General features: G+C 65.1%; 14 protein-coding genes and 1 riboswitch. Of the genes, 9 read left to right on the top strand and 5 right to left on the bottom strand.

The window, feature by feature from the left end; all coding sequences use genetic code 11:
- Positions 1-46 precede the first annotated feature (46 nt).
- A complete protein-coding gene (locus tag F8237_RS09990) occupies positions 47-547 on the bottom strand; it encodes a type III secretion system chaperone family protein (RefSeq protein ID WP_094973049.1) in 501 nt (166 codons plus the stop codon).
- 433 nt (positions 548-980) lie between these two features.
- Positions 981-1,140: riboswitch (FMN riboswitch) on the top strand.
- 74 nt (positions 1,141-1,214) lie between these two features.
- Between F8237_RS09990 and F8237_RS09985 the strand changes: the two genes are divergently transcribed.
- From F8237_RS09985 to F8237_RS09940, 9 genes are all read left to right on the top strand, one after another.
- Positions 1,215-1,793: a 6,7-dimethyl-8-ribityllumazine synthase gene (locus F8237_RS09985; protein WP_151644179.1), complete on the top strand. Its 579-nt coding sequence runs from the start codon at positions 1,215-1,217 to the stop codon at positions 1,791-1,793.
- 304 nt (positions 1,794-2,097) lie between these two features.
- Positions 2,098-3,288, top strand: coding sequence for an MHYT domain-containing protein (locus F8237_RS09980; protein WP_151644177.1), 1,191 nt, complete (start codon positions 2,098-2,100; stop codon positions 3,286-3,288).
- A gap of 317 nt (positions 3,289-3,605) precedes the next feature.
- Entirely contained in the window at positions 3,606-4,469 is an 864-nt protein-coding gene (locus F8237_RS09975; RefSeq protein WP_151650509.1) for an FAD binding domain-containing protein, read from the top strand.
- Between the two features lie 13 nt (positions 4,470-4,482).
- The gene (locus F8237_RS09970; RefSeq protein ID WP_015688535.1) at positions 4,483-4,983 is read left to right on the top strand and encodes a (2Fe-2S)-binding protein; all 501 of its coding nucleotides are present in this window, start codon (positions 4,483-4,485) and stop codon (positions 4,981-4,983) included.
- Positions 4,980-7,400 carry an aerobic carbon-monoxide dehydrogenase large subunit gene (locus F8237_RS09965; RefSeq protein WP_151644175.1) on the top strand — a complete coding sequence of 807 codons (2,421 nt, stop codon included), beginning with the start codon at positions 4,980-4,982 and terminating at the stop codon, positions 7,398-7,400. The genes F8237_RS09970 and F8237_RS09965 overlap by 4 nt, the downstream gene beginning before the upstream one ends.
- A gap of 121 nt (positions 7,401-7,521) precedes the next feature.
- A complete protein-coding gene (locus tag F8237_RS09955) occupies positions 7,522-8,388 on the top strand; it encodes an AAA family ATPase (RefSeq protein WP_151644173.1) in 867 nt (288 codons plus the stop codon).
- Positions 8,385-9,593, top strand: a complete 1,209-nt coding sequence (locus F8237_RS09950) for a vWA domain-containing protein (protein WP_151644172.1) — start codon at positions 8,385-8,387, stop codon at positions 9,591-9,593. Before F8237_RS09955 ends, F8237_RS09950 begins: the two co-directional genes overlap by 4 nt.
- 10 nt (positions 9,594-9,603) lie before the next feature.
- On the top strand, positions 9,604-10,443 hold the full coding sequence (locus F8237_RS09945) for an XdhC family protein (RefSeq protein WP_151644170.1): 840 nt from the start codon (positions 9,604-9,606) through the stop codon (positions 10,441-10,443).
- 10 nt (positions 10,444-10,453) lie between these two features.
- Positions 10,454-10,909, top strand: a complete 456-nt coding sequence (locus F8237_RS09940) for an SRPBCC family protein (protein WP_151644168.1) — start codon at positions 10,454-10,456, stop codon at positions 10,907-10,909.
- Here F8237_RS09940 and F8237_RS09935 read toward each other — a convergent pair.
- The 4 genes from F8237_RS09935 to F8237_RS09920 form a co-directional block, all read right to left on the bottom strand.
- Entirely contained in the window at positions 10,901-11,935 is a 1,035-nt protein-coding gene (locus tag F8237_RS09935; protein ID WP_162005968.1) for a D-alanine--D-alanine ligase family protein, read from the bottom strand. The two genes, F8237_RS09940 and F8237_RS09935, sit on opposite strands and share 9 nt — an antisense overlap.
- Positions 11,932-12,960 (bottom strand): putative zinc-binding metallopeptidase, encoded by a 1,029-nt coding sequence (locus F8237_RS09930; RefSeq protein ID WP_151644164.1) that lies wholly within the window; start codon positions 12,958-12,960, stop codon positions 11,932-11,934. Before F8237_RS09930 ends, F8237_RS09935 begins: the two co-directional genes overlap by 4 nt.
- A 213-nt stretch (positions 12,961-13,173) precedes the next feature.
- Positions 13,174-14,127 (bottom strand): ribose-phosphate pyrophosphokinase, encoded by a 954-nt coding sequence (locus F8237_RS09925; RefSeq protein WP_162005967.1) that lies wholly within the window; start codon positions 14,125-14,127, stop codon positions 13,174-13,176.
- Between the two features lie 194 nt (positions 14,128-14,321).
- On the bottom strand, positions 14,322-14,930 hold the full coding sequence (locus tag F8237_RS09920) for a hypothetical protein (protein ID WP_151644160.1): 609 nt from the start codon (positions 14,928-14,930) through the stop codon (positions 14,322-14,324).
- Positions 14,931-15,009: the final 79 nt, after the last annotated feature.

Here is a 15,009-nt window from a genome sequence, read left to right as displayed (position 1 = left end):
GCGCTGCGCGTGTCCGGGACGACGGCGGAGAGCGAGGCGAGCAGCCTTACGCCTCCCCCACCGTGTCGAACATCGCGGCGTCCATGGCCTGGGCGGTGGTCTTGCCGGCCCACACCACGAACTGGAACGCGGGGAAGTAGCGCTCGCAGGCGTGGATGGCACCGGCGAGCATGGCCTCGCATTGCGCGGTCGAGGCGGTGAGGCCGCCCGGCAGCACCAGGGCCTGGCGATGCATGATCATGCCGGTGTTGGTCCACAGGTCGAAATGGCCGACCCACAATTGCTCGTTGACCGCAGCGACGAGCCGCTGCACCTCGCCCCGCCGTGCGACCGGAATCTTCATGTCGAAGGCGCAGGCCAGATGCAGCGCCTCGATCTCGCCCATCCAGGTGAATGAGATCTGGTAGTCGGTCCATTGTCCCTTGGAGACAATCGTGAGTTCGTCTTCGCCGGAGCGTTCAAACGGCCAGTTGTTGCTGGCAGCAATATCTTCGACCACCGCGAGCGGGTGACTTCTGGAATCGATAGTGCCTTCGAGCAGGGACATGCCGTCTCGACCTCTTGCCTTTTTGTTGTCTTTGATACGCACGCGGTTGGTCCGGCGCGCGCTCCCCCAGTTATCGCTGGGGCGATCCCTCGGAGTCGCTGTTGCGGTCCGGGGATCAGCGCGGCTTGTCGCGGATCAACTGATGTGATTTGCGGAATCTGCGCAACTGGCTGCCGAGTCCGTCCACAAGTCAGGACTCGTTCGTCCACAGCTCATCTCTCGGCCACAATTCTTAACGAAGAGAACAAACAGGAATCGGATTCGCCAAAGGCGCCAATCGTTAATTCCGCCGCGCGAGGCCCGTGGCTCCAAGCGGACCTGCACGAGCACCGCCAGGCCGGCATGGGACCATGCGGTTTTCCCATGCGGAACACGCTTGCTGCGGCCTCGAACCGGCGTCATATTTCCATTTAGGCCGTTCATTCCGGACGGTCGATGTTCTCAGGGCGGGGTGAAAGTCCCCACCGGCGGTAAGGGCCGAAAGGCCTAAGCCCGCGAGCGCCTTCCCCAAGGTTTCTTGCCAAGGGGAAGGGTCAGCAGATTCGGTGAAACTCCGAAGCCGACGGTTAAAGTCCGGATGAAAGAGAACGGTCGGTGGCAGACGCATCGCGAGGTGCGGCTGTTTGTCGTTCCGTGTGCCCTGATTCTGGTCCTTTGAAGGAAAGCCATGAATCAGATGCTGCAAGACCCCCAAGTCCAAACTTCCAAAGCCGAAACGTCCCAACCCACCCAAGCGCCGCCTCCGGTTCCACAGGATCCGGCGCCCGAACATCCGCGCTTTGCAAAACCGCAGCGGGTCGCCTTCGTGCAGGCCTGCTGGCACCGCGACGTCGTCGAGGAAGCTCGCATCGCCTTCGTGAAGGAAGCCGAGGCGCGGCATCTCACCCATGTCGACGTGTTCGAGGTGCCAGGATCGTTCGAGATTCCGCTGCATGCGCAGGTCCTCGCCAAGACGCGGCGCTACACCGCGATCGTCGCCGCCGGTCTCGTCGTCGACGGCGGCATCTATCGTCACGAGTTCGTCGCCGACACCGTGATCAAGGCGCTGATGGACGTGCAGCTGCGCACCGAAGTGCCGGTGTTCTCCGCCGTGCTGACGCCGCAGCAATTCCACGAGACCGAGGTGCACTACGATTTCTTCCGCAGGCATTTTGCGATCAAGGGCGTCGAGGTCGCGGCAGCCTGTGCGGAGACGTTGCTCGGCCTGGAGCGCCTGCGCGGCCAGGTCGCGGCTGGAATTGTGTGAGGAAGCAAAGACTCGCGCTCCTCATCTAGAGGAGCGCGACCCGTCGCCCTGAGGTGCTCGCCTCTTCGGCGAGCCTCGAAGGGCGACGGCCCGGCTGCAGCGGGGCCGTTCATCCTTCGAGGCTCCCCGTGAATCGCTTTGCGCTTCACGGGGAGCACCTCCAGCGACAACGGCTTCGCCGTTGCGCGGGGATGACGGATGAAACAGCCCTTCACACGCCGCTGATTGTCAATCCCGCCGCCGTCCCTATAAGGTCGGCGGCGGGAGGAGGCCGTGCCGTGGAGACGGGGCGGCCGACAAGATCATGTTCGAAGGACACGATCCCTATCTCGTCGCGCTCTCTGTGGCGATCGCGAGTCTGGGTGGCTATACCGGCTTTGCGCTTGCTGCTCGCATCCGCAACACGCCCGGCGTCAGTAACCGCGTTCTGCTCGCGGGTGCGGCCGCGTTTCTGGCCGTCGGCATCTGGACCATGCATTTCGTCGGCATGCTGGCCGCGCCGCTGCCGCCCGATACGGCCTACCTGGTCCTGCCCACCATCATCTCGTTCCTGATCTGCGCATTGGTGGTCGGCATCTCACTGTTCTTCGTCTCGATCGGCGAGCCGTCTCTGAAGCGGGTGGCCTCTTCAGCTGTCCTGCTCGGCGTCGGCATCGCCAGCATGCATTATGTCGGGATTCACGGTCTGGCCGGGCCCTTTGCCATCGTGCACGACCAAACGATGGTGCTGCTGTCGGTTCTGGTTGCGATCGTCACCGCCTATGGCGGCCTGCGTGCCTTCCTGGCGCAGCAGGAGGGCGTTCGCCTGATCGTCAGTTCGGTCGTTTTCGGCGTGGCTGTCTCGGGAATGCACTACACGGCGATGCTGGGCATGCATTTCGAGCCGCTGACGGGCGCGGCGCACCACCATATCGGCGGCCTTGCTGCGTCGCAGCAAGTTCTCTCGATCGTGGTCGCCGTGCTCTGCTTCGTGATCGCAGCCGGCTTTTTGTTGTCTCTGGTTCCCGATTCACGGCGGCAGGCTTCGGCGTCAATTGCCGCTGACCCGGTTCCCGCGACGGCTGCTCCGGCCGTCCCCGAGCCGGCTGCCGCACCTGCGCGCCCGCTGGGGCCGCTCGGTGGCCTTGGTCAACCGCCGCGCGCCCCCGCGCCGCGGCTTCCGGTCGAGAGCGCCGATGGCACACACTTCATAGACACCGCCAATGTCCGCAGCGTTCGCGCCGACGCGCACTACACCCGCGTCCATGACGGCACTCGCGAGCGGATGTGCCCCTGGTCGATCTCGGAGGCCGAGGCGCAGCTTGATCCCTCGCTGTTTCTCCGCGTGCACCGCAGCCATATCGTCGCCATCCCCCATGTCGCGCTGGTCCGGAAGGAGGGCGATGGCGCCGTGCTCGAACTCGACGGCCCGTCGCCGCACCGGGTTCCCGTAAGCCGGGCCAAGATCGCCGAGGTGAAGGCCCGGCTGGGACTGGCGAACCGGCGGCACGCGTAGAGTCATCCCGAGCGGTCTCACTCCCTCTCCCCGTCCTTACGGGGAGAGGGTGGGGTGAGGGGATTCTCTCCGCACGTGCGATTATCCGTGAGACCTGTACCCCTCACCCGGATTGCATCTTGCGATGCAATCCGACCTCTCCTCGCAAGCGGGCGAGGTGAAGGGTCGCCAAACCTGACGCAATTCGTGCAGTTCAGGCCGCAACTCGTGCGAAATCCGCTGTTCCGTGCCCGAATGATTGCGGGCCGCCCTGCCGGGAGTGACCTTCCCCATCAACGTCCGCGCCGTCACGCGCAAAGGACGATGAGGAGGAGATGATGATCCCGGGCTCATTCAGCTATCACCGGCCGGCGAGTGTCGCCGACGCCGTCAAGCTCCTGGCAGACCTTGGCGAGGATGCGCGGCCACTGGCCGGCGGGCACAGTCTGGTGCCGATGATGAAGCTGCGGCTCGCCAGCCCCGCCCATCTGATCGACCTGCACGGCATCGCCGGGCTGAAGGGCATAAGCCGCAACGGCAATACTGTCGTGATCGGCGCGATGACTACCCAGCACGATTTGCTGGCCTCCGACGAGATCGCCAGATCGGCGCCGATCCTGCACGAGACGGCGCTTCTCATCGCCGACCCGCAGGTCCGCTACCGCGGCACGATCGGCGGCAATGTCGCCAATGGCGATCCCGGCAACGACATGCCGGCGCTGATGATGACACTGGGCGCGAGCTACCGGCTCGAAGGTCCCGGCGGCGCCCGTGACCTGCCGGCCGCCGATTTCTACCAGGGCGCCTATTTCACGGCGCTCGAGCCCGGCGAAATCCTGACCTCCGTCTCGTTCCCGGCGCTCGCCGCCGGCCACGGCTACGCTTACGAAAAGCTCAAGCGCAAGGTCGGCGATTACGCGACCGCGGCGGCCGCCGTCGTGTTGACCATGGCGGGCGGCAAGGTCGCGACCTGCACGATCGGGCTCACCAACGTCCACGAGACGCCGCTGCTCGCCACCGACGCGGCCAAGGCGGTGATCGGCACCAGTCTCGATGCCGCCACGCTCAAGAAAGCGGCCGCAGCCGCCGAAGCGATCATGGCACCGGCCGCGGATGCCCGCGGTCCGGTCGAATACCGCAAACATGTCGGCGGCATCATGGTGACGCGTGCGCTGCAGCGCGCCGCCGCCAGGGCGAAGTGAGGGGAGAGGATCGATGGCAAAGACACACGTAACCATGAAGGTGAACGGCGCCGAGGTCGAAGGCCTCGTCGAGCCGCGCACGCTGCTGGTGCATTTCATCCGTGAGAATCTGCAACTGACCGGCACCCATATCGGCTGTGAGACCACCCATTGCGGTGCCTGCACCGTCGATATCGACGGCATGTCGGTGAAATCCTGCACCATGTTCGCCGTGCAGGCCGACGGCAGCGACATCATCACGGTGGAAGGCATCGCCAATGCCGACGGCACGCTGTCGGCGCTGCAGGAGGGCTTCCGCATGATGCACGGCCTGCAATGCGGCTTCTGCACGCCGGGCATGATCGTCCGCGCGCATCGGCTGCTGAAGGAGAATCCCTCGCCGAGCGAGCCGGAAATCCGCATGGGCATCTCTGGCAACATCTGCCGTTGCACCGGCTACCAGAACATCGTCAAGGCAATCCAGTACGCGAGCGCCAAGATCAACGGCGTGGAATTCCAGGAGGCCGCAGAATGAATGACCTCACTCCCACGCGGGAACAACGCACCGCCGCGCTCGAAGGCATGGGCTGCAAGCGCAAGCGCGTCGAGGATATCCGCTTCACGCAAGGCAGGGGCAATTACGTCGACGACGTCAAGCTGCCGGGCATGCTGCATGGCGACTTCGTCCGCTCGCCACATCCGCATGCGCGCGTCAAGACAATCGACGACAGCGCGGCGCTGAAGGTGCCCGGCGTGCTCGCGGTCATCACCGCGGAGACGCTGAAGACCGTCAATCTCGCCTGGATGCCGACGCTCGCCGGCGACGTGCAGATGGTGCTGGCCGACGGCAAGGTGCTGTTCCAGAACCAGGAGGTTGCCTTCGTCGTCGCCACCGACCGCTATGCGGCGGACGACGGTATCAACGCTGTGATCGTCGAATACGAGCCGTTGCCGCCGCTGGTCGATCCCTTCAAGGCGATGGATGCCGGCGCCCCGGTGTTGCGCGAGGACCTTGTCGGCAAAATGTCCGGCGCGCACGGGCCACGCAAGCACGACAACCATATCTTTGAGTGGACCGTCGGCGACAAGGACCTGACCGACGCCGCCTTCAGGAAGGCGGAGGTCACGATCAAGGAGATGATCTCCTATCACCGCACCCATCCCTCGCCGCTGGAAACCTGCCAGTGCGTCTGCTCGTTCGACAAGATCAAGGGCGAACTGACGATCTACGGCACGTTCCAGGCCCCGCATGTGATCCGCACGGTGGTAGCGCTGATCGCGAAGATTCCGGAGCACAAGATCCACGTGATCGCGCCCGACATCGGCGGTGGCTTCGGCAACAAGGTCGGCGCCTATCCCGGCTACATCTGCGCGGCGGTCGCCTCCATCGTCACCGGCAAGCCGGTGAAATGGGTCGAGGACCGCATTGAGAACCTCACCGCGACCTCGTTCGCGCGCGACTATCACATGACGACCGAAATCGCCGCGACGAAGGAGGGCAAGGTCACCGGCCTGCGCGTCCACGTGCTCGCCGATCACGGCGCGTTCGACGCCTGCGCCGACCCGTCGAAATGGCCGGCCGGCTTCTTCAACATCGTCACCGGCTCCTACGACTTCCCGACCGCCCATCTGGCGGTGGATGGCGTCTACACCAACAAGGCGCCGGGCGGCGTCGCCTACCGCTGTTCGTTCCGCGTCACGGAGGCTGCTTATTGCATCGAGCGCGCCATGGATATTCTGGCGCAGAAGCTCAACATGGATCCGGCGGAGTTGCGGCTGAAGAACTTCATCAAGGCGGAGCAGTTCCCGTATCACTCGGCGCTGGGCTGGGAATACGATTCCGGCGACTACCACACCGCCATGCGCAAGATGATGGAAACGACCGGCTACGCCGCGCTCCGGAAAGAGCAGGCGGAGAAGCGCGAAGCCTTCAAGCGCGGCGAGACCCGCGAGATCATGGGCCTCGGCATCTCCTTCTTCACCGAGATCGTCGGTGCCGGGCCGTCGAAGAACTGCGACATCCTCGGCATCGCCATGTTCGACTCCTGCGAGATCCGCATGCACCCGACGGGGGCCGGGATCGCGCGGGTCGGCTCCAAGAGCCAGGGCCAGGGCCACGAGACCACCTGGGCCCAGATCATCGCGACCGAGATCGGCATTCCCGCCGACAACATCATGGTCGAGGAAGGCAACACCGACACCGCGCCCTATGGGCTCGGCACCTATGGCTCGCGCTCCACGCCGGTGGCCGGCGCCGCGATCGCCATGGCCGCGCGAAAGATCAAGGCCAAGGCGCAGATGATCGCGGCCTACAAGCTTGAGGTCCATGAGGACGACCTCGAGTTCGACATCGACGGCTTCCGGGTGCGGGGCCTGCCGGAGAAATTCATGTCGATGAAAGACATTTGCTGGGCGGCGTACAATTCGGTGCCCCCTGGCATGGAGCCGGGGCTGGAGGCGGTGAGCTATTACGATCCGCCCAACATGACCTATCCGTTCGGCGCCTATCTCTGCGTGATGGACATCGACGTCGACACCGGCGTGTACAAGGTTCGGCGCTTCTATGCGCTCGACGATTGCGGCACCCGCATCAACCCGATGATCATCGAGGGCCAGGTCCATGGCGGCCTCACCGAAGCCTTCGCCATCGCGATGGGCCAGGAGATCCGCTACGACGAGGTCGGCAACGTCGTCACCGGCTCGTTCATGGACTTCTTCATGCCGACCGCCGTGGAGACGCCGCATTGGGAGACCGACTTCACCGTCACCCCGTCGCCGCATCACCCGATCGGCGCCAAGGGTGTCGGCGAAAGCCCGAATGTCGGCGGCGTGCCGGCCTTCTCCAACGCCGTCAACGACGCGTTCTCGTTCCTGGGGTCCACGCATATCCAGATGCCGCACGATTTCTGGCGCAACTGGAAGGCGGCGAAGGAGCTCGGGGCGGTCGCGTAATGAGCTGGTTCGTCATTCCGGGGCGGTCCGCAGGACCGAACTATGGTGCGCAATTGCGCACCTGAGAATCTCGAGGTTCCGGGTTCGGCTCTTCGAGCCGCCCCGGAACGACGGAGGTTGCATGAAAAACCGTGACGAGATCGCGCAAGCTTTGGCCGCATCGGGCTATATCGCCGATGCGAATCTCGCGACCGCGATTTCGCTGATGCAATTGCTGCGGCGTCCGCTGCTGCTCGAAGGCGAGGCGGGCGTCGGCAAAACCGAGGTGGCGAAGGCGCTCGCCAAGGTGCATGCGACCGAGCTGATCCGGCTGCAATGCTATGAAGGCCTCGACCAGTCCTCCGCGCTCTACGAGTGGAACTATCAGCGCCAGCTGCTGACGATCCAGGCGCATCGCGGCGCCGACAGCATCGAGGACCAGGTCTTCTCCGAAAAATACCTGCTGGAGCGTCCCTTGCTCGCCGCGATCCGCCGTCCGAAGGCGCCGGTGCTGCTGATCGACGAAATCGACCGCGCCGATGACGAGTTCGAGGCATTCCTGCTGGAGCTGCTGTCCGACTTCCAGGTCTCGATCCCCGAACTCGGCACCATCCCCGCGGTTACTATCCCGCATGTGGTGTTGACCTCGAACGGCACGCGCGAGCTGTCCGACGCGCTGCGCCGGCGCTGCCTCTATCACTATGTCGACTATCCCGACGTCGACCGCGAGACCCGCATCATTCTGGCGCGGGTCGCCGGGGCGAGCCCGTCGCTGTCGTTCCAGATCGCGCGCATGGTCGAAGGCGTACGCAAGGAGGAGCTGCGCAAGGTGCCGGGCGTCGCCGAGACGCTGGATTGGGCGGCAGCGCTTGTCGGCCTCGACGTCCGCGATCTCCATGACGCGCCCGAGACCGTTCACGAGACGCTGATTTGTCTTTTGAAGACGCATGAGGACCGCGCGCGGGCCACGCCGGAGGTGACACAGCGCCTGTTGGGGAAGGTCGCATGAGCTGCTGCGGATCCAGCCCCGGATATGATGACCTCGACCAGGTCTCCCGCCTCGTCTCCGCAAGGCTTGCCGCCTTCCTGCGTACCTTGCGCGATGCCGGATTTCGCGTGGGACTTGCCGAAGGGCAGGATGCGGCGACGCTGATGTCGTCAGGCTACGCGGCGCGGTCCGGCCTCTTGCGCGCGGCGTTCAAGCATCTCCTTTCGGCGCGCAAATCCGACTGGGACAAGTTCGATGGCCTGTTCGATGCGTTCTGGCTGGGCCAGCGCGTGCGCTCGCGCTCCCGCACCATCGGCTCGACGCCCGGCGCCAGCAATCCCTCGCTGAAGAGCCTGCAGGATGCGGCAGCGGAGCAGGGCGGCAGCCAATCCATCACCGACCAGCTTCCGTCCTCCGATGACGCGCCGGAAGGCCGCTCCGGCGAGGGCCGCATGGAGGGTGCTTCGCCGGCGGAGAATATCGCCGAGGTCGATTTCAGAAAGCTCAGCGATCCCGATCAGGTCGCAGAGGCCCATGAGGCCGCAGCGCAGCTCGCACGGGCGATGCGCACACGCCTGACCCGGCGGGATCTGGCGCGCCGGCGCGGCTACCGGCTCGATCTCCGGCGGACGATTCATCGCAACATCAGCCATGGCGGCGTGCCGATCAGCCTGGTGAAACGGCAACGCAAGCACAAGCCGCTGCGGCTGATCGTGCTGCTCGATGCGTCCGGCTCGATGAGCATGTACACCAGCGTCTTCCTGCGCTTCATCCACGGCGTGCTCGACCAGTTCCGCGAGGCCGAGGCGTTCCTGTTTCACACGCGCCTTGCCTATGTCTCCGATGCGATGAAAGAGAAGAACGCCGCTCGCGCGCTCGACCGGCTCTCGATCATGGCGCAGGGCGCAGGCGGCGGCACGAAGATCGGGGAGAGCCTGCAGACCTTCAACCGCTGGCACGCCCGGCGCGTGATCCATTCGCGCAGCTGCGTGATGATCGTGTCCGACGGTTACGAGACCGGCGACGCTGCCTTGCTCGGCCGCGAAATGGCCGCGCTGGCGCGGCGCTGCCGGCGCATCGTCTGGCTCAACCCGATGATGGCCTGGGAAGGCTACACGCCCGAGGCGAGGGGTATAAGAGCGGCGCTGCCGCATGTCGATCTCTACGCGCCCGCGAATTCGCTGCAAAGCCTGCGCGCGCTCGAACCCTATTTGATGAAGCTCTGAGGAGGCACCGATGACCGCTCATGTCGAAGTGCTGGATCTCGTCGCGCAGATGAAGGCCGCCGAGCGTGCCTTCGTGCTGGCGACTGTCGTGCGCACCGTGTCGGTGACAGCAGCCAAGGCCGGAGCCAAGGCGATCATCGCGGCCGACGGCACCATTGTCGCGGGGTGGATCGGCGGCGGCTGCGCCAAAGGCGCGGTGTTGAGGGCGGCGCGCGAGGCGCTCGCCGACGGCGAGCCGCGCATGGTCTCAGTGCAGCCGGAGAACCTGCTGGCCGAGATCGGCGTCAGCGCCGGCGAGAGCCGCGACGGCATCCGCTTCGCCAGCAACATGTGCCCGAGCAAGGGCACCATGGACATTTTCGTCGAGCCGGTGTTGCCGCATCCCTCGCTGGTCGTTCTCGGCGCAAGTCCGGTGGCGCTGTCGCTGGCGGCACAGGCGCGCGTGCTCGGCTATCACGTCACGCTCGCCGCACCCGCCGCCGATCTCACGGCGCAGCCGGATGCCGACACGCTCATCGATGGCTACCAGCTCGGTGAGCTCAACGACGCCAAGCGCTTCGTCGTGGTCTCGACGCAGGGCAAGGGCGACGAAGCCGCCTTGCGCGCGGCGGTCGCGACCAAGGCCGACTATCGCGCCTTCGTCGGCAGCCACCGCAAGATGGCGTCGCTGCGCGCAAAACTGATCGCGGAAGGCGCCAGCGCCGCTGCGATCGACGATGTCAAGGCGCCGGCCGGGCTCGATCTCGGCGCCATCACGCCGGAGGAGATCGCAATGTCGATCCTCGCCGAGATCACCAGGGAACGGCGGCGTGGCCAGCGTGCCGCCGTCCAGTCAGCAAACAGAGAGTGAGACACCGATCATGCAGATGAACGACAGCCAGCGTATTCCCGCCTCACGCGAGCAGGTCTGGGCGGCGCTGAACGATCCCGCTGTGCTGAAGCAGTGCATCCCCGGCTGCCAGTCGCTCGAGGTGACCGCGCCGAACCAGATGACGGCGACGGTGGTCTTCAAGGTCGGCCCGGTGAAGGCGACGTTCAGCGGCAAGGTGACGCTGTCCGATTTCGATCCGCCCAACGCCTATCGCATCTCGGGCGAGGGCTCGGGCGGCGTCGCCGGCTTTGCCAAGGGTGGTGCTCTCGTGCGGCTGGAGGCCGAGAGCGCCGATATCACGGTGCTGCATTACGAGGTCGATGCGCAGATCGGCGGCAAGCTCGCCCAGCTCGGTGCCCGGCTGATCAACTCGACCGCGACGAAGCTGGCGGGCGAGTTCTTCAAATCGTTCGCCGAGGTGGTGAGCGCGAAGGCCTCAGCCTAGCGACACCCCCGCCTTGGCGCGGCTGATCCCGAGCGTCAGGATGCGCTGCAGGAGAGCCGGATATTTGAGCCCGGCATGGAGAGCCGCCGTGGCGAACTCCTGGCTCTTGGCGATCTCGGGGTTGGGATTGGCTTCAATGAAATACGGCGTGCCGTCGGCGGCGAGACGAAAATCGATCCGCGCGTAGCCGTCGAGGCCAAGCGCCCGGTAGATGCGTTTCGCGGCGCGCTGGATGCGGGCGGTGACTTCCGGCGCGAGGTCCTTCGCCGGTCCGTCGACGATGCCGACCTTCTCCTGATAGTCGGTGTCGTGCTTGGCCTTCTCCGTGGCGATGTGCCGTGACCTGCGCCCGCCCATGCTGCCGAATTTCAACTCCCAGACCGGCAGCACGCGGAGGCGGTTGTTGCCGAGCACGCCGACGTAGAGCTCGCGTCCCTCGATGAACTGCTCGGCGATGGCTGCGGTTTCGCTCCGATCGTGGATGAAGGCGACGCGCTCCGCGAGCTTTTCGTCGGTATCGACGATGGAGGCCTGAGAAATGCCGGCAGATCCATCCATGTTGAGGGCCTTGACGATCAGCGGCAGCGCAAGATGCTTCGGCCGCTTGACCTTGCGTCGCATCGGGAAGACGGCGAAGGCGGGCACCGCGATGCGGCGATGGTGCACCAGCGTCTTGGACAGATCCTTGCCGCGCGCCAGAATCAGGCCGCGCGGATTGCACCCTGTATAGGGGACCTTCATCAGTTCGAGATAGCTGGCGATGTGCTGGTCGTAGGCAACGTTGTTGTGGAATTCTTCCAGCAGCGTGAAGACCACGTGCGGCTTGAACTGCTCGATCGCTTCGCGGACCGGTCTGATTTCCTCCTGGGCACCGAGGACCCGGACCTCATGGCCGGCCGCGCGCAGGGTGCTGACGACGTCGTATTCCGTCTTCCAGTTGTTGATTTCCTGAGGGGTATAACCCTCGGAGGAGTCCGGAGGTATGAAGTCCGGATGCATCAGCACGAGAATACGGAGTCGTCTCATAGCGCGATCCATTTGCGCCGAGACGGGCCGAACATCGTGTGCATCGTCTTGGCGGTCACAAGGACGGTGAAATCGAGAACGAGCTTCTGTTCGGGACCGACTGCGCGCAGGTCGAGCTCGCGGCAGCGGGAGATCATCTCGTCGAGCACGGCATCGAGCGTGAGCTGGTTCTCGCCCGTCCATCGCGCGACCAATTGCCTGATGTGGGCGCGGTGCCGCCTGATCAGGGCGGAGGCCGGCTTCGACCGGTGATGCCGCGGATCGGCTGAAAACAGCCGGGAGAGATCGCGGTCGTAGGTTTTCGGAGGCGTGAAGGCGTAGAACGCCTGCTTCTTCTTGTAGTGCTCTTCGAGCGTCTGGCTGAGCCGGCCCAGCGGATCGACGCGCTCCCGCGTCGTGATCAGCGGTCGCTTCCCGGCGATCTCGTTCATCAGCTCGTCGACATATTCGAGCTTCTTCAGTGCCGGCCAGCCGGCATATCGCGTCCGCCAGTTCGAGCGCGGCCGCAGCCACACCGCAAAGGTCTCGGCGAAATCCTCGTCCGGATGGCTCTGCGCGTACCACAGCCGGAGATGCTGGACGTAGCGCCGGCTCGCCGGATTGGGCCGGTAGTAGCGCGGATAGTGTTTCGACGACGGGCCGAACAGCTGCTGCCAGCGCCGGCGGCGCTGCAACTGGTAGCCGTGCTGGATGGCATGGCCGGCCTCGTGACGGAGGATGGCCATGCACTCGCGCCAGGTCCCGCCCTCGACGTCAAACATCATCTTCTTCTCGAGCTTCATCAGGCGCGGATGGGCGAGATAGAACGGAATGGCGATACCAGGCACGCCGCCCGGACTGAACCATTCGCTCGACATCCAGGTGTGCGGTCGCAGCCGGATGCCTCGCTCTTCCATTTCCTCGTGGAGCGTGCTGACGCAATCCTCCAGCCAGGTGCCTTCGACCGCAACCCTCAGGCTGGAGAGGCGCTGCTTGAGCAACTCGTCATCCGACAGCTTCTCCCAGGCAAATTTCCGGCTCGGCATCGGGCATCCAGAGGGCAGAGATGACTCGGTATGGGAATGATGTCACGGGCGGCGGGCGGCAACAACCCATGGGGGCGTGCTGAGGCGCGGTCAGAGGCAGCCCTGTAGGATGGGCAAAGCGAAGCGTGCCCACCATCTTCATGGCCGCAAAAAAGGTGGGTACAGCGCTTTGCGCCTTTGCCCACCCTACGAGACCTTTCGGGATCGAAAGAGCTAGTCGAACAGGCTCGACACCGACTCTTCCGCGGCGGTGCGCGCGATCGCGTCGGAGATCAGGCTGGCGATCGGCAGCGTGCGGATGTTCGGCGCCTTGGTCACCGCATCCGTCGGCAGGATCGAGTCGGTGATCACGAGCTCTTTCAGCCTCGAGCCCGCGATACGGGCGGCCGCGCCGCCGGAGAGCACGCCGTGGGTGATGTAGGCGTAGACGTCCTTGGCACCCTTGGCGATCAACGCATCGGCCGCGTTCACCAGCGTGCCGCCGGAGTCGACGATGTCGTCGATCAGGATGCAGGTGTAGCCGGCGACGTCGCCGATCACGTTCATAACCTCGGATTCGCCGGCACGCTCGCGGCGCTTGTCGACGATCGCGAGCGGGGTGTTGATGCGCTTGGCGAGGCCGCGCGCGCGGGCCACGCCGCCGACGTCAGGCGAGATCACCATCGTCTTGGAGAGGTCGAACTTGTCCTTGATGTCGCGCACCATCAGCGGCGCGGCATAGAGGTTGTCGGTCGGGATGTCGAAGAAGCCCTGGATCTGGCCGGCGTGCAGGTCTAGCGTCATGACGCGATCGACGCCGGCTTGCGTGATCAAATTGGCGACGAGCTTGGCCGAGATCGGCGTGCGCGAACCCGATTTGCGGTCCTGCCGGGCGTAGCCGAAATAGGGCAGCACCGCGGTAATGCGGCGCGCCGAGGAGCGGCGCAGCGCGTCGGTGATGATCAGCAATTCCATCAGATGGTCGTTCGCCGGGAACGAGGTCGACTGGATGATGAAGGCATCCGAGCCGCGGACGTTCTCCTGGATCTCGACGAAGATCTCCATGTCGGCGAAGCGCCGTACCACGGCCTTGGTCAACGGCAAGTCCAGGCCTTGCGCGATTGCTTGCGCGAGGGCCGGATTGGAATTGCCGGCAACGAGCTTGATGGAGCCGTTTTTGGCCGACATGGACGCTTCCTCCCGCGCTTTGCTGGATACGACGTTCAACATCAGAGAATACCCACTGACAGCACGGTTACGACGGGCGAGGAAATATCAGGCCGGGGGCTGCAATGGCAACCCGGGATGCTACGTTTTCCCTCTGAAAATCCTGAATCGGGCCAACGGTTTGGCCGCAAGTTGGGGCCGTGGTTTAGCGGCGGTTATCGCTCGGCGTAGCCGAGTGCGGCGGCTGGCATCTCCGGCCCATCCGGGGTCACGCTTGCTACTGCCGGCCCACGCAGGCCGGGAACAGCGTTCGGCGTATCCGGTGTTCCGTTGATCATGTTGGAAAGTCCGCTGAATCCGGCTTGGGCGATCTTCCGGAGCACGAGGTCGTCGGCGGCCGACCAGGGGTCGCGCCCACCCTTGGCGGAGGTCGGTTCCTCGCCCGAGACCCGCAATGCCCGCTGCTGGTTGGCGTCGTAGACGTCCCAGACCCAGGCGATCACGGTCTTGCCGCGCACCACCTGGGCGGAGAGGTAACTGCGCACGCGATAGGCAGCCGTTCCCTCGCGGGAGACCACGGACAGGCTGCGCAGCTTGGATTCGCTGTCGAGCACGCCGACCATGCGGTCGAACACCTGCGGCGGCGGTCCGTCGATCGATTCGAAGGCGACCGTCGCTCCGGAGCCGGCGCTCGGCGCCATCGCATAGGAATTGGCGGCACTGCCGCCACCGGCGCAGCCGCCAAGTGCGGTTGCTGCCGCCAGCAGCATGACCGCCAGCACGCGCGAACCGGCGCGGCGCAAGATGGATGACGCGTCCCTCATTATGGAGGGCAGCGATATCGTTAAAACGCATTAACGTCTAGGGCGGGGGGACACAGATCCGGGGCATTACGGGCGCGAT

This window comes from Bradyrhizobium betae (genome assembly GCF_008932115.1).
Taxonomy (GTDB): Bacteria; Pseudomonadota; Alphaproteobacteria; order Rhizobiales; family Xanthobacteraceae; genus Bradyrhizobium; species Bradyrhizobium betae.
Note: the sequence above shows the minus strand (reverse complement) of the source record. Positions and strands in the feature narration are given on the sequence as shown.

Bases quoted from the DNA above. Each gene is read 5' to 3' on its own strand.
- F8237_RS09970 (WP_015688535.1), top strand. From the start codon at position 4,483: ATGGCAAAGACACACGTAACCATGAAGGTGAACGGCGCCGAGGTCGAA.
- F8237_RS09975 (WP_151650509.1), top strand. From the start codon at position 3,606: ATGATCCCGGGCTCATTCAGCTATCACCGGCCGGCGAGTGTCGCCGAC.
- F8237_RS09965 (WP_151644175.1), top strand. From the start codon at position 4,980: ATGAATGACCTCACTCCCACGCGGGAACAACGCACCGCCGCGCTCGAA.
- F8237_RS09925 (WP_162005967.1), bottom strand. From the start codon at position 14,127: ATGTCGGCCAAAAACGGCTCCATCAAGCTCGTTGCCGGCAATTCCAAT.
- F8237_RS09985 (WP_151644179.1), top strand. From the start codon at position 1,215: ATGAATCAGATGCTGCAAGACCCCCAAGTCCAAACTTCCAAAGCCGAA.
- F8237_RS09990 (WP_094973049.1), bottom strand. From the start codon at position 547: ATGTCCCTGCTCGAAGGCACTATCGATTCCAGAAGTCACCCGCTCGCG.
- F8237_RS09955 (WP_151644173.1), top strand. From the start codon at position 7,522: ATGAAAAACCGTGACGAGATCGCGCAAGCTTTGGCCGCATCGGGCTAT.
- F8237_RS09980 (WP_151644177.1), top strand. From the start codon at position 2,098: ATGTTCGAAGGACACGATCCCTATCTCGTCGCGCTCTCTGTGGCGATC.
- F8237_RS09945 (WP_151644170.1), top strand. From the start codon at position 9,604: ATGACCGCTCATGTCGAAGTGCTGGATCTCGTCGCGCAGATGAAGGCC.
- F8237_RS09930 (WP_151644164.1), bottom strand. From the start codon at position 12,960: ATGCCGAGCCGGAAATTTGCCTGGGAGAAGCTGTCGGATGACGAGTTG.
- F8237_RS09940 (WP_151644168.1), top strand. From the start codon at position 10,454: ATGCAGATGAACGACAGCCAGCGTATTCCCGCCTCACGCGAGCAGGTC.
- F8237_RS09950 (WP_151644172.1), top strand. From the start codon at position 8,385: ATGAGCTGCTGCGGATCCAGCCCCGGATATGATGACCTCGACCAGGTC.
- F8237_RS09935 (WP_162005968.1), bottom strand. From the start codon at position 11,935: ATGAGACGACTCCGTATTCTCGTGCTGATGCATCCGGACTTCATACCT.
- F8237_RS09920 (WP_151644160.1), bottom strand. From the start codon at position 14,930: ATGAGGGACGCGTCATCCATCTTGCGCCGCGCCGGTTCGCGCGTGCTG.